Source organism: Paenibacillus sp. BAC0078, from assembly GCF_054483875.1.
The window spans coordinates 293913-316376 of record NZ_JBTLRW010000005.1; the positions used below are offsets into that span (position 1 = coordinate 293913).

Annotated in this window: 26 protein-coding genes, 2 tRNA genes, 1 pseudogene and 2 CRISPR repeat arrays; of the genes and pseudogenes, 11 read left to right on the forward strand and 18 right to left on the reverse strand. The window is 46.7% G+C overall.

What is annotated here, in order from left to right; translation table 11 throughout:
• Nucleotides 1-309 precede the first annotated feature (309 nt).
• Nucleotides 310-1194, reverse strand: a complete 885-nt coding sequence (locus tag ACX1DY_RS12630; RefSeq protein ID WP_458964548.1) for a ketopantoate reductase family protein — start codon at nt 1192-1194, stop codon at nt 310-312.
• Between the two features lie 158 nt (nt 1195-1352).
• Between ACX1DY_RS12630 and ACX1DY_RS12635 the strand changes: the two genes are divergently transcribed.
• Entirely contained in the window at nt 1353-1940 is a 588-nt protein-coding gene (locus tag ACX1DY_RS12635) for a TetR/AcrR family transcriptional regulator (protein WP_458964549.1), read from the forward strand.
• A 370-nt stretch (nt 1941-2310) separates the two neighbouring features.
• Here ACX1DY_RS12635 and ACX1DY_RS12640 read toward each other — a convergent pair.
• The 3 genes from ACX1DY_RS12640 to ACX1DY_RS12650 all read right to left on the reverse strand — a co-directional run bounded on the left by ACX1DY_RS12640 (nt 2311) and on the right by ACX1DY_RS12650 (nt 3324).
• Nucleotides 2311-2399, reverse strand: a tRNA-Ser gene (locus ACX1DY_RS12640).
• An 8-nt stretch (nt 2400-2407) separates the two neighbouring features.
• Nucleotides 2408-2483, reverse strand: a tRNA-Asn gene (locus ACX1DY_RS12645).
• Between the two features lie 88 nt (nt 2484-2571).
• The gene (locus tag ACX1DY_RS12650; RefSeq protein WP_458964550.1) at nt 2572-3324 is read right to left on the reverse strand and encodes an MBL fold metallo-hydrolase; all 753 of its coding nucleotides are present in this window, start codon (nt 3322-3324) and stop codon (nt 2572-2574) included.
• Nucleotides 3325-3451: 127 nt separating this feature from the next.
• Here ACX1DY_RS12650 and ACX1DY_RS12655 point away from each other — a divergent pair, with 127 nt between their 5' ends.
• A complete protein-coding gene (locus ACX1DY_RS12655; RefSeq protein WP_458964551.1) occupies nt 3452-3880 on the forward strand; it encodes an Lrp/AsnC family transcriptional regulator in 429 nt (142 codons plus the stop codon).
• Nucleotides 3881-3917: 37 nt separating this feature from the next.
• Nucleotides 3918-4556: a pentapeptide repeat-containing protein gene (locus tag ACX1DY_RS12660; protein WP_458964552.1), complete on the forward strand. Its 639-nt coding sequence runs from the start codon at nt 3918-3920 to the stop codon at nt 4554-4556.
• On the opposite strand, the gene ACX1DY_RS12665 is transcribed toward ACX1DY_RS12660, so the two are convergent.
• Nucleotides 4549-5034, reverse strand: coding sequence for a SprT family protein (locus ACX1DY_RS12665; RefSeq protein WP_458964624.1), 486 nt, complete (start codon nt 5032-5034; stop codon nt 4549-4551). The two genes, ACX1DY_RS12660 and ACX1DY_RS12665, sit on opposite strands and share 8 nt — an antisense overlap.
• 119 nt (nt 5035-5153) lie before the next feature.
• On the opposite strand from ACX1DY_RS12665, the gene ACX1DY_RS12670 reads away from it, so the two are divergent.
• Both ACX1DY_RS12670 and cmpA read left to right on the forward strand, forming a co-directional pair.
• Nucleotides 5154-5513 (forward strand): hydrolase/acyltransferase, encoded by a 360-nt coding sequence (locus ACX1DY_RS12670; protein ID WP_458964553.1) that lies wholly within the window; start codon nt 5154-5156, stop codon nt 5511-5513.
• A gap of 120 nt (nt 5514-5633) precedes the next feature.
• Entirely contained in the window at nt 5634-5771 is a 138-nt protein-coding gene (gene cmpA / locus ACX1DY_RS12675) for a cortex morphogenetic protein CmpA (RefSeq protein WP_458964554.1), read from the forward strand.
• Between the two features lie 128 nt (nt 5772-5899).
• Here the strand turns inward: cmpA and ACX1DY_RS12680 are convergent, their stop codons facing one another.
• Nucleotides 5900-6391: a DinB family protein gene (locus ACX1DY_RS12680; RefSeq protein WP_458964555.1), complete on the reverse strand. Its 492-nt coding sequence runs from the start codon at nt 6389-6391 to the stop codon at nt 5900-5902.
• A gap of 211 nt (nt 6392-6602) precedes the next feature.
• Between ACX1DY_RS12680 and ACX1DY_RS12685 the strand changes: the two genes are divergently transcribed.
• Nucleotides 6603-7178, forward strand: a complete 576-nt coding sequence (locus ACX1DY_RS12685) for a CGNR zinc finger domain-containing protein (protein ID WP_458964556.1) — start codon at nt 6603-6605, stop codon at nt 7176-7178.
• Nucleotides 7179-7212: 34 nt separating this feature from the next.
• On the opposite strand, the gene ACX1DY_RS12690 is transcribed toward ACX1DY_RS12685, so the two are convergent.
• From ACX1DY_RS12690 to ACX1DY_RS12720, 7 genes and pseudogenes are all read right to left on the reverse strand, one after another.
• The gene (locus ACX1DY_RS12690) at nt 7213-8256 is read right to left on the reverse strand and encodes a GGDEF domain-containing protein (protein WP_458964625.1); all 1044 of its coding nucleotides are present in this window, start codon (nt 8254-8256) and stop codon (nt 7213-7215) included.
• Nucleotides 8257-9270: 1014 nt separating this feature from the next.
• A pseudogene (locus ACX1DY_RS12695) lies at nt 9271-9357 on the reverse strand (Rpn family recombination-promoting nuclease/putative transposase); the annotation flags it as partial.
• Between the two features lie 190 nt (nt 9358-9547).
• Entirely contained in the window at nt 9548-9934 is a 387-nt protein-coding gene (locus ACX1DY_RS12700; protein ID WP_458964557.1) for a retropepsin-like aspartic protease, read from the reverse strand.
• A complete protein-coding gene (locus tag ACX1DY_RS12705; protein ID WP_074110628.1) occupies nt 9931-10188 on the reverse strand; it encodes a hypothetical protein in 258 nt (85 codons plus the stop codon). The genes ACX1DY_RS12700 and ACX1DY_RS12705 overlap by 4 nt, the downstream gene beginning before the upstream one ends.
• Before the next feature lie 56 nt (nt 10189-10244).
• Entirely contained in the window at nt 10245-10646 is a 402-nt protein-coding gene (locus tag ACX1DY_RS12710) for a DUF6809 family protein (RefSeq protein ID WP_458964558.1), read from the reverse strand.
• Nucleotides 10647-10940: 294 nt separating this feature from the next.
• The gene (locus tag ACX1DY_RS12715) at nt 10941-11195 is read right to left on the reverse strand and encodes a hypothetical protein (RefSeq protein ID WP_458964559.1); all 255 of its coding nucleotides are present in this window, start codon (nt 11193-11195) and stop codon (nt 10941-10943) included.
• A gap of 120 nt (nt 11196-11315) precedes the next feature.
• Nucleotides 11316-12139: a CRISPR direct-repeat array (repeat unit 32 nt; unit sequence ATTTCAATCCACGCTCCCGCATAAGGAGCGAC).
• A gap of 411 nt (nt 12140-12550) precedes the next feature.
• Nucleotides 12551-13210 carry a hypothetical protein gene (locus ACX1DY_RS12720; protein WP_458964560.1) on the reverse strand — a complete coding sequence of 220 codons (660 nt, stop codon included), beginning with the start codon at nt 13208-13210 and terminating at the stop codon, nt 12551-12553.
• A gap of 157 nt (nt 13211-13367) precedes the next feature.
• On the opposite strand from ACX1DY_RS12720, the gene ACX1DY_RS12725 reads away from it, so the two are divergent.
• Complete coding sequence (locus tag ACX1DY_RS12725) at nt 13368-13601, forward strand: helix-turn-helix domain-containing protein (protein ID WP_458964561.1); 234 nt, start codon at nt 13368-13370, stop codon at nt 13599-13601.
• Nucleotides 13602-13754: 153 nt separating this feature from the next.
• Here ACX1DY_RS12725 and ACX1DY_RS12730 read toward each other — a convergent pair whose 3' ends face one another.
• Nucleotides 13755-14048, reverse strand: a complete 294-nt coding sequence (locus tag ACX1DY_RS12730; protein WP_458964562.1) for a phosphatidylinositol kinase — start codon at nt 14046-14048, stop codon at nt 13755-13757.
• 126 nt (nt 14049-14174) lie between these two features.
• Here ACX1DY_RS12730 and ACX1DY_RS12735 point away from each other — a divergent pair, with 126 nt between their 5' ends.
• Nucleotides 14175-14417: a hypothetical protein gene (locus tag ACX1DY_RS12735; RefSeq protein WP_458964563.1), complete on the forward strand. Its 243-nt coding sequence runs from the start codon at nt 14175-14177 to the stop codon at nt 14415-14417.
• Between the two features lie 80 nt (nt 14418-14497).
• Nucleotides 14498-15262: direct repeats of the CRISPR family, unit length 32 nt; unit sequence ATTTCAATCCACGCTCCCGCACGGGGAGCGAC.
• 245 nt (nt 15263-15507) lie between these two features.
• Here ACX1DY_RS12735 and ACX1DY_RS12740 read toward each other — a convergent pair.
• The 3 genes from ACX1DY_RS12740 to ACX1DY_RS12750 all read right to left on the reverse strand — a co-directional run bounded on the left by ACX1DY_RS12740 (nt 15508) and on the right by ACX1DY_RS12750 (nt 17540).
• Nucleotides 15508-16077, reverse strand: coding sequence for a histidine phosphatase family protein (locus ACX1DY_RS12740; protein WP_458964564.1), 570 nt, complete (start codon nt 16075-16077; stop codon nt 15508-15510).
• Between the two features lie 30 nt (nt 16078-16107).
• Entirely contained in the window at nt 16108-16557 is a 450-nt protein-coding gene (locus tag ACX1DY_RS12745) for an NUDIX hydrolase (RefSeq protein WP_458964565.1), read from the reverse strand.
• A gap of 713 nt (nt 16558-17270) precedes the next feature.
• Complete coding sequence (locus tag ACX1DY_RS12750) at nt 17271-17540, reverse strand: hypothetical protein (RefSeq protein WP_458964566.1); 270 nt, start codon at nt 17538-17540, stop codon at nt 17271-17273.
• A 228-nt stretch (nt 17541-17768) separates the two neighbouring features.
• On the opposite strand from ACX1DY_RS12750, the gene ACX1DY_RS12755 reads away from it, so the two are divergent.
• Nucleotides 17769-18746 carry an S-layer homology domain-containing protein gene (locus ACX1DY_RS12755; protein WP_458964567.1) on the forward strand — a complete coding sequence of 326 codons (978 nt, stop codon included), beginning with the start codon at nt 17769-17771 and terminating at the stop codon, nt 18744-18746.
• Between the two features lie 205 nt (nt 18747-18951).
• Entirely contained in the window at nt 18952-19827 is an 876-nt protein-coding gene (locus tag ACX1DY_RS12760; RefSeq protein ID WP_458964568.1) for an S-layer homology domain-containing protein, read from the forward strand.
• A 675-nt stretch (nt 19828-20502) separates the two neighbouring features.
• On the opposite strand, the gene ACX1DY_RS12765 is transcribed toward ACX1DY_RS12760, so the two are convergent.
• On the reverse strand, nt 20503-21237 hold the full coding sequence (locus tag ACX1DY_RS12765; RefSeq protein WP_458964569.1) for a hypothetical protein: 735 nt from the start codon (nt 21235-21237) through the stop codon (nt 20503-20505).
• Nucleotides 21238-21411: 174 nt separating this feature from the next.
• Here ACX1DY_RS12765 and ACX1DY_RS12770 point away from each other — a divergent pair, with 174 nt between their 5' ends.
• Entirely contained in the window at nt 21412-22440 is a 1029-nt protein-coding gene (locus ACX1DY_RS12770) for a CdaR family transcriptional regulator (protein ID WP_458964570.1), read from the forward strand.
• The last annotated feature ends 24 nt before the right edge of the window (nt 22441-22464 follow it).

Sequence of the window (22464 nt, forward strand, 5' to 3'; positions counted from 1 at the left end):
CCAAAAAACTTGGAGCGTAATATAAAATTCGGAATTTGTGTAACTTAATCTTACATAATCGCGGCATATTGGTGTAATCCACAATCGTCATCGAGGGGTAATTCGAAGATATCTGGAGAAAATCAGAGGATTTAAAAGTATATGCATTCTTCAGTTTTTTCCTTTTTTATCATAATGCTTCACTTTACCGTAATTCATATAACATTTGTCTCTTTGCTCATAATTAGACCATCTTAATTTAGAAACAGCAGCAGCCTTGGACCGAAACAAGCCCTAGACTGCCACTGTTTGTTGAACTAACATTCCCCGTTAGGATAATTCTTTATGAAACACCTCGTTCAATAACATTATTTCTGCTTTTTGGCTGACGGCATGGTTCCCAAGCTTTACATCAATTATAAAGTCATTGCTCAGCATCTGGCGGTACCATGAAATAATATCGCTGTCAGGCCATTCTCCCATTACCTTCGTTTCGGGTGGGATTACCGGAATTCCGGCTTGCTCTACCAGGTGAATGTTTTGTTTAATATCTGCGGCTATCTTGCTTAGAGTGCTTTCGCTTCTTGCAGTCTCTATATCCACCATTCCGTTATTCGTATAGAAATGCTTGTTTACGATAGCCAACGCAGTATGCGAAACATGGAATGCTTGAATGTCTGTCTGTATTTCATAATGCAAATCCACCGATTCAAATATTTCGGCAAGCTCCTTCACTCTTCCGGTCCTCAGTCCATTTATTTCACCAAAAATAGTCCCTTGATGTTTTTCAGAGCCAAACTGAGCGTAAAGAACATCTTCTTTGATATCTCCACCCGCACCCGGGAATCCCGGGAGTAACCGGTCGCCCACGATTTCAAGCCAGATGTCATATCCAACGGTGTTAATCAAGGTGACAATAGTTTTACTCTGATTATTCTTGATGGCATTCAAGGCAGACTCGGCCTGATCATATCGTACAGGGACAAAGATGAAATCATAAATGTCGTCGTTATCCAGCTTTTCTATCGTCTTGATTGGTATTTGTTTTATCGTTCCATTATCGTTATATCTTAGTCCGTTCCTTTTCAGCGCATCTAGTCTCTTTCCTCGCGCCAGTAAGGTGACATCCAGCCCATACTGTGCAAATCGGAGCGCGTATACACTGCCAATCACACCAGCGCCAAATATCAAGAGTCTATTTTGTTTCTTGTTCATTATGATCCTTCCTTTCAACAAATTAGTCACAAATTGCTTAAGCAACGCCTGTCGGTTAAAATAATAGTACTGCATTCTTATGATTTCAACCGGCAGATGAAGCGGAAAGTTGCATAGGCAACACATTGTGATATTTGATGTTTAAGAAGGGGATGGATATGGTAAATCAGCAAGATCCAAGGGTTGTGCGCACACGGCAGTTAATAAGGGATGCATTCAGAGATTTGTTGCAGAGCAAAGGATTTGATTCAATCACCATAAACGATATCGCACAGGGAGCTACCATTAACCGTGCCACCTTTTATGCCCATTATGAAGATAAATATGCTTTACTGGAAGAATTCACAGAACAGGCTTTTCGCGAGATGATTCCCGAAGAAGTGACGAATGCGCGTGAGTTTACAGGTGAAATATGTGACCAACTGATCTTGCACACACACCAATACATCGTAGATTTTTATCAGATATGCAGAATGGATTCCAAATCGATTGCTACGATTGTGGATGAAAAAATAAAGAAAATGCTGCAGCAGACAATAGAAAGCATATTATCGAATGGGAGTAACTACCACATGGCAGACCGCCATCATACAGAGATCATTTCGGCCATGACAAGCTCGGCGATCTATGGCGCTACCCATTACTCAGTAACCGTCGGGAAAAATAATCGAACTGACTTACTAGTAGACATTGTTCGTCCCTATGTAATGAACGGTCTGGGGCTGGATTACAATTGCGAAGAATAGTGGAGAATAATTAACCGATCCGGCTTTGCGTTTCAACAACGGCATTTCTGCCGTTGTTCCTACTCTAACCCGCCACTTCGGCTCCAACAACGGTATTTCTGCCGTTGTTCCCAACACTGTCGCCTTGCGGACGACTCCATCTACCTACAACGAAAGAAAATCATAATTTTCTGAACAACAAAAAAAGAGCTCCGTCTGGAAGCTCTTCTTGTATTAATTAGTTAATTGTTCTCATCCCCAACAGGGAAGTTTATCAACGGAGAGAGATAGGGATACTCTCACTTCGTGAGAGATTGCGATGTATTGCTATCGAAGCTTATGCTCCAACGAACCACTGAGGGTTCTCATCGCCAACAGGGAAGTATTCCAACGGAGAGAGAGGGATTCGAACCCTCGCACCACTTACGCAGTCTAACCCCTTAGCAGAGGGTCCCCTTATAGCCACTTGGGTATCTCTCCAAAAAAAATGGCTCCCCGAACAGGACTCGAACCTGTGACAACTCGATTAACAGTCGAGTGCTCTACCAACTGAGCTATCAGGGAACATTACGTGAACAAGAAATAATTTATCATGATTTTCTGGTCTAGTCAAGCCTGAAAAAATAAATTTGATATCGTTTTCAGTATATCCCTAACACCATTCCCCATCCAGCGGAATCGCGACACGCTCCAATAACCCTTCTTGCTCCAACCGCTCCTTAAGCTCCCCACGGGTGACGAGACAGTGATTGATGGCCTCCATGTGTACCGCAATAACGGAAGCTGACGGGATATAGCGGCACAGCTCCACAACATCCTGCTCGTTCATCGTAATATGTCCCCCGGTTAAGAACTGTGCTCCACCGGCATTGACTACGACTATTTCTGGATTATGCTCATCCAGGGCCTGCTTGACTTCCTCACACCAAATCGTGTCTCCTGCCAGATACAAGGTTGGCTCTCCTTCAGCCCGGAAAACAAAACCGGACACCTTGCCCATAAGCTTCCCGATCTCTCCCGTTCCATGCTGGCCGCCAGTCCGCTTCAGGGTCACTCCCTGAAACTGCAGCTCCTCGCTGTCGTCAATCACAGAAATATGCTTAAAACCCTGCGCCGCGATAGTCTCTTCGTCTCCATCCTGGCATAACACGGGAAGCTCATGGGACAAAAGCGACACTGCCGCCTGATCCCAATGATCCGGGTGAAGATGTGTAACCAGAACCGCATCCGGTGCAAGCCACTGCTCAGCCGGTCCCGGCAAAGCTACAAGCGGATTTCTACGTTGATTCTCCGTATTCGCAATCGGCGGGTTAGCCTCTTTTTCGCTAAGCATGGGGTCGATCAGGAAAGTAACGCCGCCGTATTCCAGCCACAGGGCTGCATTGCGGATGAGTTGAATTTTCATCATAAACACCTCTTTCTTCTTGCTGTCTTCTGCTACAATCAATTATAGACACCACTCGCTCAAGAATACATTGTGCGGCGAAAGAGATTCGCCTGTTCTACTTTCACCCGGAAAGGATTTTATGAAGATGACTCCTTACTTAATAGACGATACAGATTACCGCATCCTGCAGTATCTTATAGAAGACTCGACGCGGAGCCACAAGGAAATCGGAGAGCTTGTACACATGACAGGTCAGGCTGTAGGCGTACGAATCCGCAGAATGCGGGAACTGGAGATTATTGAAGGCTACACTGTGCGCTGGAGTCCCCAGAAGGTCGGGCTGGATATTCATGCGTTTATCACAGTGTTTTTGAGTTCAAATGCGGCCCATCCCCTATTTCAAAAGTTTGCGCAGGATCACAGCGGTGTGGCCGAGCTGCATCGTGTCAGCGGAGAAGGCTGTTACTGGATGCGCGTGCGCTTGAGAGATCAGGAGGAGCTGAATGCTTTTCTGGACCAACTGCTGGAGTATGGCAATTATCGGGTCAATCTCGGAATGGGACAACTGAAATAATCCTGGCAAAAAATTTATCACACGGAGGTCTACATATATGAAGAATAAAATTGATCTGCCCAAAATCCCCGAGCCTGCCGCTCTCCTCCCGCAGCAAGTGCACGCCCTGCAATCCAAAGAGGAGTTCAGCCGCTGCATCATCAGCGACAGTCTCATCGAATATCAGGAAGCCGTCAGAGTCTCCTTCGATAAGGTGATTTTCAGGAATGTGACGATTACGGAATCCAGCCTGGAATCTATTGAGCTTACGGATGTGATTTTTGAAAATTGCGATCTGTCGAACGTGAATTTCAGCGGAGCTTTTGTGCATCGGACGGAGTTTCGGAACTGTAAATTGACTGGGACGGACTTCAGCAGGGGGCGGTTTCAGAATGTCAGGATTGTGGACTCTATCGGGGATTTCGCCAGCTTCCGCTTCGGCACATTTAAAGGGACGGCTTTTGCGAACTGCCGGCTTGTCAGCAGCGATTATTATCAGGCCAGCTTGAACAACGTAGAATTCTCGGAATGCGATATCGACCAGGCTACACTTGCGGGCTGCAAGTTAAAAGAAATCGACCTGAGCGATTGCCAGTTCACCGGTCTGCATGTCGATACCCAGGATCTTGCAGGCTGCATAATCTCTGCTGAACAGGCTGCTTCCTTCGCCGGACTTCTCGGTCTTGTAATTAAGTAGCCTTGCCTTTTCCCTCTTCCAGCGGGACCAGCTTGAGCTTGCCGGCACAGTTGCCGCAGCGGTAGCGTTTCGGATCGGCTTTGCGCTTGCGCGGATATTCGGTTGCACAGGCGGTGCAGACGAGCTTGTACCGGTAAGGCTGCGGCTTGCGGGCCTTCGCTCCGGGCAAGGTCTGGCAAAAGCGGCTGCCGCCGACCATAGCCAACAGTTTTTTAAAATCAGCATCCCGGTGCATATATCCTCTCTTCGCCAGATGCAGATGGTAATGACACAGCTCATGCTTAATGATCCGCTCGGTTTCTTCGCGCCCGAACATCTCTAGCTGCATTGGATTGATCTCTATGTTATGGCTTTTGGTAAAATATCGCCCGCCCGTTGTGCTCAGTCTGCTGTTAAAGCTGGCTTTGTGCCGGAACGGCACGCCGAAGCTGATCTGCGACACCTGCTCGATCCACTGCTGCAGCTCTTCATTGCTCATACTTATCATCGCTAATCTCACAAGTCCTCTCCACAGGAATTCATATATCTACTTGAATTGTAACTTGCCCATAGGCTACACTGTCAAGAAGGAAGACAAGTACGGAGGGAGAATGACTTATGCCGAAAATGCGGTATGTAATTTTGCAGCAGCATCAGGAACTGCAATTCGTGGAAATGCCGGAGGAATACGCTTATCAGCTAAGCGCACTCAATCTGCGCCTCAATAAAGAGATCGACAAGCTGACGGCGGATAATGTGCCGGACCTGCCGCTGGCTATTGCGGAATGCGACTCGCTAGAGCTGCTGCGCGAGGAACACTCGCTGGAGTCCGGGCTGGCTTATATCAACCGGCTGGAGGGAGCTTTTGCCTCCATTCAGGAGAACAGCTACCCTCTCATCTCGCTGCTGACGGAAATCCGCGCGCTGCAGGCCCAGCTTGAGCAGTGGTACGAAGAGGAAGAAGAAAGCGTGCTGTAGGCCTCTCCATCGGGATACCGAAGCGGAGACCTTCTACTTCAAATAAAGCGCTGCCGCCGCACCTTTGGGCGACTTCTCCCATATGCTATCTTACGTTAGCATGCCAGAGGAGGGATACCCTTGCCGCAGTGGCTCTGCCATCAGCTCATGAAGGCTTATTACAAGAAGGACCGTCGTCAGATCAAGCTGCTTAATGAATGCTGGTTCTTTTACCGCAATTCGTCCGAATCCCGTGACTCCATTAAGCGGGAAGTATAGGTATCTGTATAACAAAACCCATCCCGCTTGATGAAGCTGGGATGGGTTTTGTTTGGGCGGCTGCTGCCCCGGAGATGCGGAGACAGGGCTATTACGTTCGCTGACCGTGAAGCTCGCCGTGATTTTAGTCAAAAGCTCCGGTTCGTCGGCCAGGACCCTTGCAGCTTTCGAACCAGCACAATTTGGCCGGTATGGTAGGCATCATGCAGGATGAGGCTCATCACTTCTTCACCCGGAGCATGCCCCGAGCCGCCCCAGTCATAAGCACCTTCCTCCAGCGCCTCAATGACCTCGCGCAATGAAGCGTGAACGCTCTTCAGCTTGGCTACCGCCTGCCCCCACGCTTCCTCACCACTCGCCGCAACTGTAAAAGTAGCATCATTGCTCTCAGGGGGAGGCAACTGCGGCAGTCCTCTGAGCTTGTTCAGCAGACGTTCCTTGTAATAGGTCAAATGGTTGACCGTCTCCCAAATGGTATTTCCAGCCACACCCTCCGGCTTCCAGCTCGCCTGATCGCTGCTCACACCTTCCAGCGCTGCGCTAAGCGGCGGCGACCAATCCTCGATATCCATAGCATAATCCCAGTTTTGCAGCAAAACTTCACTGATCTTATTTTGCATATTGTACCTCCTGTGAGTTTGGTAACAACAGTTTCAAATTGATTTCAATTCGCCAAAAAACAATTTCAAATTCGGTAACGACTTAATATTACCAATAATAGTTACACTGAAAATGTAGCACAATTACTGGTACGGTTCAAGTAACTAGCAAAAACAATGTTTAACTGTTACAATCGAAAGAAGGGTTACCGAATGAACGGAGGAATAGAACATGCTGTGGGATGATTTCATTAACAGCTACTGGAGGGATTGGCGGACTGGCGACCGCAGTAAAGACCGGGACAAGCTGGAGGAGCCAGAATGGCTTGCGGACTGGCTGAAGCAGCATTCGTTGCCGGCGGCACTGCCGCCTGAGCCTGCGGAGCTGGAGCAATTGCAGCAGCTCCGCGGCTTGTTGTGGGATGAGGTGCAGAAGCTGGTACAGGGACATGCCCCGGACAAAACATTGCTGGAACAACTGAATGTATATATGAGCCAAGGGCCGACCATAAGGCAGATTGTCTGGAATGGTGACGGTAAAGCGGAAATTTCCCTCCTGCCGCAGCGTGCCGATTGGGGGCAGGTGATGGCGGAGATAACGTCCTCTTTTGCCGCTGCCGTACTTGAGAAAGAGACTTCCCGCTTCCGCATATGCGAAAATCCGGACTGCCTCTGGGTCTATTACGATGACACCCGCAACCGCTCCAAGCGCTACTGCGACGATAAGCTCTGCGGCAATCTGATGAAGGTCCGCCGTTTTCGGGCACGGAAAAAAGCAGGCGATAAAGGAAGCACCACAGAAGAATAGAACAACGTTCAAACCCTAGATGCACTATGTGCAGCTATACCTGATGGACCAGGGCCATCAATCTGTTCTTGCCGGAGCGTTTCGCGGTATAGAGCAGGGCATCTACTTCCTCGAACAGCTTCTCTTTACTTGTCCCTTTGGCGTAGCTCCCAAGCCCGATACTGACTGTGACCACCCCGCCCGCCATTTCTTCGTGTGGGGTATCCGAGAGCTGGAAGCGAATCTTTTCCGCCATCTCAGCCGCCTCTTCAAAGGTTTTCTCAAAGAGCAGAATTGCAAATTCCTCGCCGCCATAACGGGCAGCAATATCCGCTGGTGAAATCATCTCCCGTATTACCTTGGCTACCCTGGCCAGAATAATATCCCCTGTCCGGTGTCCATATTTGTCATTAATCACTTTAAAGTTATCAATATCAATCAGGGCCAGATGAAATGGAGCGCCTTGATCCCCATATTCCAATGCCTTGTCGTAGAACTCGTGGAAGGAAATATGATTATAGAGATCCGTCAGAGCATCCGTTGTCGACAGCTTGCGTATGATGGCATTCTCAATCAGTAAATCCTGCTTGGCCGTCAGCGTCGTCTCCAGGTCACTTACCAGCTCACGCCCGTTAATGATGATAACGCTGGCGATCAATGTGCCCATCACAAGAAATATCGGAATGGCAACCAGGTCAAATGAGCTCAAAAAAAACTTAAACCAATAATCCCACCGATACAGCACAAAAAAGGCTATCGCCTGCAGCGCAAACGTATACCAGGTTAAATCCAGCCTATAAAAAATCGCCGACGCGAAAATCGGCAACAGCATAAGCGCCCCAATAATACGGATATCCATGTTCAGATGGATAATCATCATGGCAATAATCGTACCCGCCAAAAAAAGTGAGAGGATCGAATACTTGGAGCCGCTATAATCCATCACTTGGGCCACGGCCACAACCGCCCCCATTAGCAGGGTAGGATACAGCAGGACGTTAAAATAAAAATCATGCGCCGTCCTATCATAGGGGAGAAATAAAAACGAGCCCAGTTGCGCTATAAAATGAAAGGCAATCACGAGCCAATATATCTGCAAAAAACGTTTGATCCACTTCTCCTGCCGATAGGCCGAGGTAGCCGAAGCGCCAATGAAATCTCGTAATCTCAAAACGGTCACCTGCTGAATATAGAGTAGACTGTAACTGCACAAGTCACAATATTTTACCATGATACAGAGGGGAATTGATACTTCGTAGTTTAAGCTTGGATGTGTTTCAAGCCATGCTCTATAAAAAGGGGGGGGAAATGCTGCACATAGAGGGCGGAAAAAACATTCCACTTGACATTATAGCATAAAGGAATCAATGCATGCTTGTGTGGGGGAGAGTCGATGATAAGTTTGCAGGCTGATGTTGCCGCCTGATTTCAATCCGCGCTCCGCACGAGGAGCGACTCCTCTGCTGTCATTGCTTCGTCAGCCTCCCTGAGTTCAATCCACGCTCCCGCAGGAGAAGCGAACCAGCGGCACAACGGGACTACCGCCGACGCCGGGGTTTCAAACCAGGCTCCCGTATAGGGAGCGACTTCAATGCAATGCTACATAGGACTTCGCATGACGGTTTCAATCCACGCTCCCTCATGGGGAGCGACAATGATTTACTCATGACCACCCCCTCCTATCGTGCATTTCAATCCACGCTCCCACATAGGGAGCGACTATGGTTTCTGTTTCATCATACAACCCAATAGACTATTTCAATCCACGCTCCCACATAGGGAGCGACAGCGATTTTCGACCAAAAAAAGGATGAAAATCCTCTAGATATCATACAAATAATGTAAGGATTTTGGTGCGAAGGACCCGGGGATTTCATGTGCGCTATACATTCGCACCAGCGTCATGTTAGTAAGTTAACGGCCGAAACTGTTCTACTGATCTCCATGAGTTGGTACATATTTCATTTTACGTCTTTTTACAACAATGGCAACACTTTCGCTTCGGACATAATCATGTGCTTACTGCTCAGTAGCGAAGACGCGAGACTCATCCTGAGGACTACATACAGACGGAGGGTGGCTGGAGGGTGTGGATACATTGATGTGAATGAAAAACATGGAATACGTTATCATATTGGTCATTAGGCAAAACCGAATAGTTTAGGATATTAATCGTTACGCACTTTTTCAACATCTTATATATGTCGTATGGGGAGACAGAGAAACCAGAATCCTTAGAGCCGAAACGGTTCGCCCCCCTTCGAGTACGAACCAGCAAAAATAGACACCGAATGGTGTCTGTCACTTATACTACATATGGAGGTGCGGGGTGAGACATGCAGAGCCACAATTCGGCGGGGTTTGCTGCTGGAATTGTACGAGATAGCCGTTTAGCAAACATTCGTTTTCAATTGCATTTCTCCAGTGTCAATCACAGCTTCCGCTTGTTTCAAGAAGTTAAAACCAAGGATGCCGTCGATTTCCATGCCATATTCCATATTCCCGATTTCCACTTGAAAATCATTAAGTATTGCTTCATCAACTATAATCGAGTCTAGGTACTTGGTGTACACATACTCCACACCGCCTACGCCCCGTATCATATCAACGATATCATTTCCTTCAGGAACCATACCAATCTCCTGCACAATATCCGCATTCAAAAGCGTGCTGGCAGAGCCTGTGTCAAGCAGCACCTTCTCAAGCTTTAACTCTCTCCCCCTAAACACAACAGTTATGTTTACGAAGGGAAGCCCATAAATTTCCGTTAGTCTCATCTCGGTCCTCTAATTCCCACATATCGTTCACGTGCCACAACCTCAGGACGGGAGGTGTGAAAAAAACAATACTCGCGGTGTGGATCTTCCTGGTGCAACTCACTGTACCGCTTCAATGCTTTGGTAGAATCCTCATAGGAGTCGATCACGGACATTTCTTCAATAAAACGCTGGCCTTCCTTAGAATAAGCCTTAGTCGCCTCAAGAACGACCCATTCATTCGGAAACCGCTCCTGAACTTCATCCCATCGCATCTTGGACACCTCCGGTTAAATAATTACAATTATTATAGCATATCAGGTTCCAACATCTAAACTAGAGTCAGGCCTCCACCCGATCTTTGTAGCTCTTTTATAAAGCGGTATCCCTCCAGAAATCCAACTATAAAAGCTTCCTCTTCTTCGAGACCCTGTTCTAGGCTCATAGCCTCCTCCATGAGTTCGTACAATTCACGTTGAGTCTCGTTTAAACTACTGTGCAGGCGATCAATTGCATAAGAAGACTCTTCGTTAGCCTTCCTGATATGAGGATTGTTAGATCGCATTCCCCATATTTCAAGATGTCTTCTGGCAGCCACCTCGCTCAGTATTTCTCTCATTCCATCAAGATAGGCATTTTCTAATGCTGCATATTCAGACAACGTTTCTCTCTTCTTTGGAAAATGCTTTCCCACTGTGTCCATCCTTACCATCGATATACGACAAGCTCCCATTCTTATTCCCCCTTCAAATCTACAATACTAGTGTTTCCTATTTGCTAGATTTAAAACAACAAATGAAATTAAACCTCAACATAGAATTGATACAGACAATGCCCAGTTTTACTTTGCTCAAGGATATAATGGCTGTAAATGGTGCTAACCAGAAAAGAATACTAGGTAAGCTATATAAATAAAATGACTATACCTTCCTTCTATTGCTTTGATGTCAAAATGACCAATATCCAGAGACAATCGCTGCAGACCAACCAGGCACATTCTCCACACAATAAACCATCTTGTTATGCTTTATTTCTGCAATAATTTTAGGTTGCTTTTTCCAGCCCCGTTAATGCCAGCAAATACCGTCATTACGGGTCTTGTCTCAATCATGGCAGGCATCCTCTTATCTCTTGCCAGCCCATCATAAACAATTTCGACCTTATTGCCTTCCGCATCCTCACGAACTCGTTTGTTATTTTTTATATAGTAAATGGATGCGCCTGACTCTTTGGCCTGCTTACGTGCATATTGATTAGCCTTTTGCTTGCGATCCACAGTCATTAGGACTATCCTCCGATTCGAATTTGCGTTTATTATAATATACCAAAAAGCCCAAACCAGAATACTGGTTAATGGCTTCTTTACTTACTCCATATGGAGCCGAGGGGAGCCGAACTAGAAGTTTCAGTCCACGCTCCCACATAGGGAGCGACTTGCTGAGTGGGCAGCTCCACGTGCTCCCAGTAATTTCAATCCACGCTCCTACATAGGGAGCGACTCAACCGGCTTCTGCAGCTCTGGATTGTTCGGATATTTCAATCCACGCTCCCACATAGGGAGCGACTCATTAAGACGGGCATCGCTGAAGAAACTCGACGATTTCAATCCACGCTCCCACATAGGGAGCGACGTAAACAGCTTAGGGTCGGGAAACCCTAGCTGCGTATTTCAATCCACGCTCCCACATAGGGAGCGACCAACGTAACCAGCGATGGCCGGGCAGTCAGCGGGATTTCAATCCACGCTCCCGCATAGGGAGCGACGAGGTAACTAACACATCTGTAGTCGTATCAAGGCAATTTCAATCCACGCTCCCGCATAGGGAGCGACGAAAAATAGCTAAATTGCGTCGAGAAACTGTATATTTCAATCCACGCTCCCGCATAAGGAGCGACGTAAGATTGTGCCGGTATCTGTGGTTTATGCAGATTTCAATCCACGCTCCCGCATAAGGAGCGACCTACACGGGCGATCCTTGATGTAGAGAACAACATGATTTCAATCCACGCTCCCGCATAAGGAGCGACGCGACAGTCAACACGTTTCAAATGCGCATCCCAATTTCAATCCACGCTCCCGCATAAGGAGCGACAGTTGTAGCGCTTGATCTCGGCGTCACCGTTAAATTTCAATCCACGCTCCCGCATAAGGAGCGACGAAGTAGTCGAGTCAATGGCGGAGTGGGCTATACGTATTTCAATCCACGCTCCCGCATAAGGAGCGACAGCGATTTTCAACCAAAAAAAGGATGAAAACCCTCATAACAGTCAGAAAAATGCTTATTTCTCAGTTCGATTTACGTACTTACTCTATATTTCATACAAAAAATGTAATAAATCAGGTGCGAAGGACCCGGGAATTTCATGGGCGCTTTACATTCGCACCGGACGTTCACGATAATCTATGTCGAAAAAACCTTTTCTGACCTCCAAAAATTGGTACACCATTTATTGTACGTCATTTCATATCAAGTAAGTAGTATCTTTTACTAAAAACAGTTTCATGCTCCAAATTACATTCTGTATTAGTTAACAAAAGTTATATCCACTTGTTAAGCTCGCGTCAAACTTTCCATATCAAGCATCCTAACTACTTACACTGTAAGTCCGTGTTACCAGAATCAATATTAATCCCCACTACTCCCGAGAGTCTGTTCCAAAAAGTCCTTGCACCCTCTCCACCTTTTCTATGGCTTCTATTAACGTTAGTGTAGGATTAATATTTCTGAAATTAATGGCCAGTTCAGCGGAACCTCCAGCTTGTAGCCACTCCCAATAGTCCAACGTATCTACATTTTCCAAATAGAGTCGCGAAAGTGCCTCGATTGGATTTATACTGTACATATGTTCAAAAGCTGAGACTGATATCGGGTCATTCATTAGATATTCATTTTTTAACTCATATAACACCTGAAAGATACTATAATAGTTCACATTAATAATTTTATTTAAAAACTGGTTACATCGCACAGATGTATTTAATATGATTAGCATGTCGTTTATTAAGGCCTTATTTTTGCAGTTTAACAATGGCACGATATCTTTTATAGTAATATCTGGATTATACGGCGCTGTTTCTATTATTGATGTCCATGGCGGATATTCACCCATTTTAAAAACTTTTATCGCATCCGTAACATGACAACCAATGGTTTGCCATTTACGTCCAAGCGCATCAGTGAGATGATAGTAATGTATTGCATTCTGTGATTCATCTAACTCTGGCCAGACCAAGTTTTTTTTAGTGATGTCAAGAATAGCTTGCGTGTTAAGTTTGCGGGGGCGGCGTTTGGACATGTGGCTTCCTCCGTTGTCTACTCTCAAGGATATTTATAACAGTATGGCAACAAAATTCCTATGTATAAATTGCACGTTTAAAGTTCAACTTCTGTATCAACAATATACTACATGCACTTTAAAAGTGCAACTAATTCCGAATCGCTGGAGGATCAAAATGGACTTTAACGAATACACACTTTACTGCAAATTAGACACAATATTAAAAGAGCATGATATATCCGTACTAAAATTATCCAAAGAGATCGGGCACCGAAGAACTACGATAATGGAATTAATGCATAACACTAATATGGAAAAGAAGAAAATTTCAGCGGAGCTGATAATGAAGTTATGTCTTTATTTTGATGTCAGTCCTAACGATTTATTCGAAGTACGTCGCAAAGCATAATCTGTGATAGATAAAAAGCACCGAACTTCTCAATGGGTGGAAGTTCGGTGCTTTTTGCTCTGTAGGCTTTCTCGCTAAAACTACTATATAACAATGCTTGAAAGTATGAGTTGCAGTTCATGCTCCCGCATAGGGAGCGACCATTAAATCAGGTCAAATGAAGAACGGAAGCAAGAACAACCCGGTAACTGCACCAAATGGTATGCGTCTCGGAAAAAAGCGGCGGCGTGGAAAAAAGCCTGGAAAAAAGCCAAATTGTCTATACGTAGCTTCTCTGGCGGGCATTCCGTTCATTTGTCCAATCATTTCGTTTGTGGGAATAGCAAGCGTAATGTAGTCCTGATCAACATGAGCAATAAACCCATCGTGAGATTGACCGTCAGTTGTTGTTATACCAACATATTTATTCATGCAGTTCCAGGCGACTTGTTGATAATTTGTTTCCATAGATATGGATAACCTCCTCAAATAATATCTCGACAACAGTCTATGGACTACAACCTAGATCAATCACGGCATATGCCTATAGCTCAAAAATTTCCTGATAAATTTAGTCCTTTTTGAGGAGAGATAATGCGGAAAGTAATCACGCTTGTCAAATTGACCGAACAGCAAAAGAAAAACCTCGATGAAATCCACCTTCAAAAAATTGATGTGGAGGCGAAATCTTTGTCATTAACGTGGATGGATATATTGGGGAAAGCTCCAGTTATGAAATATTTTATGCCTCGAAGAAGCATTAGCCGAAAATTTTTACGACCTAGCAGCCGAGAAAGAATCCTTCCGTTTGAATGGAACAACGAAAACATGACCTGAGACAGTGCGAGAGGACTTGGAATTCTGAAATAACGGGGGTTAACACCCTCTCCCCTACAAAGGAGCTGATAAGCGTGGTAATTTCAATCCACGCCCCCACACGGGGAGCGACTTGGCGAGTTTCACTGCTGTCCAGATCCGCGAACGGATTTCAATCCACGCTCCCGCACGGGGAGCGACTCAGACCCTGAAAAAATGGCTGATTACATCACCGAATTTCAATCCACGCTCCCGCACGGGGAGCGACAATTACTACATCGTCTGCCGCCCCGTTGAGTGTATTTCAATCCACGCTCCCGCACGGGGAGCGACCCGAGCGCAGATCCATTATAAAAACCATTTGCAAATTTCAATCCACGCTCCCGCACGGGGAGCGACACCAGGAGCGATTTGGCTTAACTCGCGATGTGATATTTCAATCCACGCTCCCGCACGGGGAGCGACAAGGCGCTGCGTGCGTTGCCGATCCATCTCTTACCATTTCAATCCACGCTCCCGCACGGGGAGCGACGACTCAACAAACCAATGGTTTTATGATTTAAGCGATATTTCAATCCACGCTCCCGCACGGGGAGCGACGAGTATCGCCAGATCGTTGTGCATGATGAGAACATTTCAATCCACGCTCCCGCACGGGGAGCGACAAAGAAAAATGACTGAATGGATCAACGAAACGAAAATTTCAATCCACGCTCCCGCACGGGGAGCGACTACAAGCTTTGCATACTGCTCAATATCTGGGATGGAATTTCAATCCACGCTCCCGCACGGGGAGCGACGATCGTAGTCAGCCCGGAATGAGTGACCCAGCAAATTTCAATCCACGCTCCCGCACGGGGAGCGACAGCGATTTTTAACTAAAAAAAGGAATAAAAGCCTTTTTACACAGTATAAAACCGCTTAATTCTTGAAGCAATAAACTAACGCACTTCATCTCCATACATATAATGTAAAAAATCCGGTGCGAAGGACCCGGGGATTTCATGTGCACTATACATTCGCACTTTGGTACACAGTCTATTGTACGTCATTCTGTAACAAAGCAAGCAGTATCTTTTCTCCAATCTTACCGTGCTATTTTCAAAATTTTTTACTGCCGATTAGTTCCCCACTCCCTCGTAATCTCCATCAGTTCCTTGCCTACAAAATCAAGCCTGTAAATATCCGGCATCGTTGTGGATTGCCAGAACTCAAAGCCATACTGGGAGTCAAAATAATTCATCATCAGCGTCATAATGTCACCGTGCGTGCCGATGGCCAGGGTGCTGCCTGCATACTTTTCCAAAAAAAGCTTCAGTTCTCGGATTCCCCTCGCCTGGGCCTCTATGCTGGACTCTCCGCCCTCAAAAGCAACCGAAAAATCCTCATATACGCTCCGTTTGGCATTAGTAAAACTCATATCCGCTATATCTCCAATCCCCCGTTCCCGCAGTCCTTCGACCAGAACAATCTCCTTATGAAGCTCATCAGCAAGAGGTTGAAGGGTGTGAATGGCCCGTGCGTATGGGCTGGAGAACAACAGGTCAATAGGTTTCTTTTGCAAAATAGTCCTGATCCGCTCGGCATCGGCCTTCCCTTGTTCAGACAGTCCTCTGGCCCGCTCCTGCCCCTCTGCATATGGCGATTCCGCATGGCGGATCAGGTAGATTGTCGTTTTCACTTTGTTGCCTCCGCATGTAAAAAATAATGCTTAAGAAAGCATACTCCTTGATATTCTTGCATCTAGTTCCCATAACGCTGTTTTATTGCTATCCCATTTTAAAAGCTGCATGGCCGTTTCAAAATTAACCCAACGGTACTCAGTGTGTTCAGCAGATAGTAGTATTTCATCATGGACATTTACTCCAAAGCAGTACTCCGGTATAACAAATATATCTGTCCGATTCTTAAAAGCTTTAAAATGAGTGACGGGAACCATAGCTAACGAATCTAATTTCATAAAATTGCATTCCGGATCGATTCCTGCTTCTTCAAAGGCTTCTCTTTTCGCAGCTTGAATAATGCTTTCGTTCTCTTCTCCTCCACCTGCGATCCATTGCCAATAACCTTCCCCTTCTCTTTTTAGGATGGAAAATAACAAATGCTTAGAGAACGTGATTTTATAAGGAATAACTAAAACTTGAAACTCAGCTCTTCCCACTCGAGTCCCTCCTCATACTTACCCCTGCAGCACCTTGCGCACATTGAGAATATATCTGGTCTGATCCAGCGAATTGACGTCCCGGCGGGTACGCTCGGCTCTGACGTCCGAAGGGCATTCCTCATATCCGGCGAAAAAGAAGTGAATCGTAGGATTTCAATCCATGCCCCCGCATTGGGAGCGACAAGATTCCCGGAGCGATAGCCAACGAACTGGCTGATTTCAATCCACGCTCTCGCATTGGGAGCGACGTTCAAACTCGTACAGCCGTCAAATGACCTTGCCTATTTCAATCCACGCTCTCGCATTGGGAGCGACGATGCCGTTCTTGCCGGGGATGCCGACTCCAACCGATTTCAATCCACGCTCCCACATAGGGAGCGACACACACTTCCAGGGTGATCCACCGGAGCCAGCAGATTTCAATCCACGCTTCCACATAGGAAGCGACAGCGATTTTCAGCCAAAAAAGGAAAACAACCCTTTTTCTACATTAAAAATCCGCTCAATTCTTGAAGCACTAGACCAGCACACTTTTTTCATACACATAATGTAAAAAAACCGGTGCGAAGGACCCGGCGATTTTATGTACGCTATACATTCGCAACACAAAATTAAGTTCCAGATGCTGGTACACCGTTTATTGTACTCTATCCGGCAACAAGCAAGCAGTATCTATTTTTCGAATCATAATCACTTTTCTCGCGCACCCTCTAATTTGTCGTCTTCCCCTGATCTATCAAAAGCGCACGCTCCAGCTCCGCTTCGATTTCTGCGTTGCTCACCACCGGTTCGCCTTCGTCTGTGATTCCAAGCTTTTCTTTGATCCGCTGGACATCGGCGTGGATTTCTTTGGTTTTGACATAGGTGCTGAGCACCATTCCAAACCCGGTAGCAAGTAACACCAGGATGCCATAGGGTCCCAGAACGAGCGATAAAATCACAGCAGCCGCAATGCCGATAAGTGTCCCCCAAATGATCATGTGTACTCCTCCGCTTAATCAAAGTATCTCATTATACAAGGGAATGACCTGAATCATTCCAGCAGCTATATCTCTCTTCTTGTTCCCCTGCTGCTGAATCATCTACGTTCTCCTGTCGCAAACTAAAGTCATGATAATAGCGCTACCATTCTACATTACATTTAATTTGTGCGAATCTGCAACATTTTGCGGCATTCCGCCATCTAAGAGGATAAGAGGTGAGGCACAATGAAGAATAAATCTATCCAGACCAGCGCGAAAAAAATAACTTTGGCGTGCGGAATTCTGGCGGCAAGTATGTCTTTTGGAGCATCTGCTTTTGCTTTTACCGATTTAAAAGGCAACCCAGCCGAATCAAAAATCAACGCTTTGCATCTTGAAGGAGTCGTTAATGGAGTGACAAGCGATAGATTTGCGCCAAAATCGAAGCTGACTTTTGCCCAAGGCATCCAGTTTATCGTCAGCGGACTTCAGTTGTCCCCGCAGGCATCTGCCGGCGGTAGCTCAAATGCGGCAAGCAGTTATTTTGACAAAGTGAAGGATAAAGCGTGGTATGCCCCCGCCTTCCTGACTGCGAAGCAAAACGGCTTGTCTCTGGACAAGACTGTCGATCCGAATGCTGTGATGACACGCATCCAGTTCGCGCATTTGCTGACTCAGGCTTTACAGAGCAAGGGGAATTTCGCGGTAACGGAAATGTTCGCCGTTATCTCGGATGGCGGCAAGCTGACCACAGCGGAAATGAACAGCCTGCAGATTCTGGTGAATACACATTTGGTGACGCTGGAGAAAAATAACACCTTCCGCCCGAATGATGCCGTTACCCGCGCCGAAGCCGCTGTTTGGATTTATGATGCTGTAAAATTCGCTGCAACAGTAATTCAACCGGATGACGGCAGCGCCGCTCCGTCCTATGCTTACGAGGCTGCAGTCACTCTCGAAAAAGCCGGCGACGGCGTAAACAAAGCTACGCTGGCCGTAAACAATCTGCCCAATCCCGGCTACGGACTCTCCATCGAGCGGATTGAGTTCGGCAAGAACAAAACAGCGGTCATTTATTTCACCGTAACCAAACCTGCCCCCGGCCAAATGTACCCGCAGGTCATCTCCAAAGCCACCGCAGTAACGTACCTGCCAGAAGGCTATACAGCGGTAGCCAAGTCTTTGTCCAGCACCACATCACCTCCTGCTTCCAGCCGGATGTAAGCTGCGATTGAGATCACGGGAAAGTAAACCTTTCAGCCCTTTCACTTCCTAACAGGAAGCCGGAAGGGCATTATTTGTTTTTGTAACAATTTTCCACAACTTACGAGTATTTATTTTACTGATTGACAATTTATACCTGCCGGTGATACCTTTCAAAGGAAAAACAAATCTGGGAATACATACACAACTACTTTGGAGGACAATCATGGTTAAACAAACTTTCGCAAGCTTAGTAATGATCATTATACTTCTCGGTTCGCTTCTTTCTCCCACGGCCCATGCCGAAACAAGGTATACCGACATTAATGAGGAGAAGTATGCATGGGCTATGCAGTCAATCAATTTTATGGATGATAATGACATACTCAAGGGGTATCCAGACGGAACATTTAGACCTGAAGGAACTGTTACCAAAGCGGAGTTTTCGGTCATGGTTTACCGTCTTTTCGATAAGTACAGACCAAACCTAAAAGCTACAGGTTATGAAAAGATTCTTGGCTATCCTGATGTTCCAAAGAATTATTGGGCCTATAAGGAGATATCTGCGATCTACGACTATACTTTCAATTGGGGCGGAGCGATTTCAGCAAACGAGTCGGGCAAGTTTATTTTTAAGCCAGAAGCTCGAATTACCCGTCTTTCCCTCACGAATATGCTGTACTCCTTTTTCGATGAAGAGCTAATCACAGAAATGAGTGGCGACGAAAAGTTCAAATCATTGAAAGGGCTCAAGGATATACCTATCAAAGAATTTTCTAGTGAAAAAGATTTTGATCAGTATAGAAGTACGGATGGACGTTACAGTGCTTCTACCGGGGCAGCAACGAATACGAATGAAAAGGTATTCCCAATCCTTTTTAATGTTGAAAAAACAGGGGTCCACTACATAAATGACGATGTTTCATCAGTACAGGCATCAGCCATTGCAAGTATGCAATCTCAGGGTATCATCACCGCTGATGCCAATGGTTATTTCAGACCCCTTGCACCGATTACAAGAGCGGAGATGGTAACCATCCTGGATCGCATCTACCTTCTGCTAGATAAGAAAGAAGTGCTCCAGAAATACAGTACTAAGTAAAGCAGTTAACGGCAGGGCGCTTACTAGTCCCGTTCGGCTTCACCCCAGAGATGACGCCCATGCCGGGCGCACTCCAAAAAGACCGTGCCTATGGGGGCGCGGCCTTTTTACGTGCCCTACGGAATTTAGGAGCCTTTTCAATACCTCTTCTCCATATCCCTGACTCTTTGATATTGCTTGGTTGTTTCAATCCACGCTCCCTCACGGGGAGCGACAGCTCGTCTGAAATCCCTTACTAGGTAAAGGCTCAGAGCGCTAAAGTGCAAACCTCTTTAATCCAAAAAATCTTTCAAAGAGATATTCTCTAAAAGCCTTCAAATCCCTTCTGCAGCAAGGAGCGAGCCACCCTAGGGATTTCATGTTTTAATCTATAGTGGATTTTCTCCAACTAATTTTCTGAATATCATTCATTTCATCAATTCAGGTGGAATGTATGCGCTTAATTTATCGGAATACGGCAAAATTAGCTCTAAACCGCACGCAGCAAAATTATTAGTTTTACTTTTTCCACTTAAATCTCACGATACAGTTTATATGGTCGAATTAGTGTTACCTTTTCCACCTAATCCCCACGAAGCCGAATGTGCTTAGTCTTAAGCGCAGCCAATTGAACAACACGCATAAAAACGGACACAGCCACTCGAATCAACCAGCGGTGCGTCCGTCTCTTACCTTTTATGGCGTCCACTGATCATGAACGATGCCCACGAGAGCGTGGTCCTGCCCGATTCGTTCAAAAACGAGCCGCAGGCTGCGCCAGTCCATGCCTTCCGCGGAAGGATCGACGCCGGCGATGTGATATTCGACGAAGTCGTAGCTGTCTCTGGGATAGACTTCATTGATATTGTTGACTGTCGTTCCTTGCCCCAATCCCTTGTTCAGAGCCTTTTCCGCATCATTAAAAAAGTCGGCATCATATACAAAACGTTTGTAGTATTCAGCAAAGGTCAGCTTTATGGCTTCGCCTGAACCCGCGTATTCGCGCCATACATACTCTTTGGGATTTTTCATCAGACCTTTCAGCTCATCGGCGGTAAATACCAGATCTGTTGTGGTATCAACATAGGCGTAGGGTGAAAAACGGACGCCTTTGTCCCGGTGCACCCAGGAAGCAAGTGTATTCATGTTACCGTTCTTGAGCGCCCGCATCACTGTGGTCGCCGCTTCGAGAGCTGTAGGCGGTGCTCCTTCATCCGGCGCTTCCTGCGGCTCCGCCTCCGGTGGTGGACTTTCTGCCGGTTCCGATGGAGCTGGCGACGGGCTTGGTGATGGCTTCACTTCAGCTTGCCCTTGCGTCTGTTCCGGTGTAAGCGTTGCTTCCGGTTCCGCATCAGGTGCTGAGTTGCAGGCCGCAAGGACCAGCATGACAGCTACAAGGGCGGAACGTCCGAATCCTTTTGCAACAACCAAGTAAATCCTCCTCCTCTCCCTGCTTCTCCCTTGCTTAGACGCTGTAAATCCGGGTAAGGTTGCAGATCATGGCAAAAAACTGGAAATTGCGATCCACTGACAGCGGCAAGAGAATCCGTTATACTTTTGTTCAGATGCACAACTGTACATGAACTGCTAAAGGAGGACCTTGATTTGGTTCAGCTATCCGAGAGTCAGGCCCAGGAAATCGTGGATAAAATGATGATGGACATCCCTTACAATATTAATATCATGAATGCAGACGGCATCATTATCGGCAGCGGCCGAAAGGAACGGGTGGGCACGGTTCATCCGGGAGCGGTCAAGGCACTGTCCACTGGCAAAAGAGTTGAGGTCTGGGAGGACAGCCGCTTCGAGAAAAAAGGCACCAATGAGCCGATTGTCATCGGTCATACCCGTGTCGGGGTTATCGGCATTTCCGGGAATCCGGACGAGGTCCGCCCTTTTTGCAATATTGTAAGAACCACAGTGTCTTTGCTGATCGAGCAGCGCAACAGCCTGGAGCATCAGGCACATGAAGCCAGCCGCAAAAAAGCTTTTCTGGAGCTGCTGCTGAACCATCAGGGGACATACTCCCAAAAGCTGAGAAAAGAAGCCGCGCCCTACCAAATCGACCTGCTTCTGAAAAGCATCGTGCTGTACATCAAGCATTTCAGCGCCGAAGAGGACACGGACAAGCTGCTGCTGCGTTATCCCAGCTTCGCCATTGATGAAGACACGCATCTGCTGATCATTCAAAATACTGGCGACCCCGCACCGCTAATCCGCCAGCTTTTGCAGAACCGTCCCAAGGTACTGATCGCTGCCGGCAGGCAGGAGGCCAGTATTGCCGAGAGCTACCGCCAGGCCAAATCGTCCATGAATGTTCATCTGGCGCTGAAGCCGGCTTCACAGGTCGTAACTTTTGGAGAAGCCGAGTTCCTGGTGAAGCTGAGCCATGCCAATCTGACGAACAACCTCAACAGCGCCGCCAAGCTGGAGGATGCCGTGGATATGATAGAGACGCTTAGAAGCTTCATCAATCATAACTGCAGTGTCTCCCACACCGCCGATGACCTCAATATTCACCGCAATACGCTGCAATACCGCCTGAAGCGGATTCAGACCCTCACTGGCAAAGATCCGCGCAATCTGCTGCAGCTTTTCGAGCTGACGCACGGCTTGCTGGCGCTCTATAAGTGATGCTACCCGCAGAACGAACGAAAT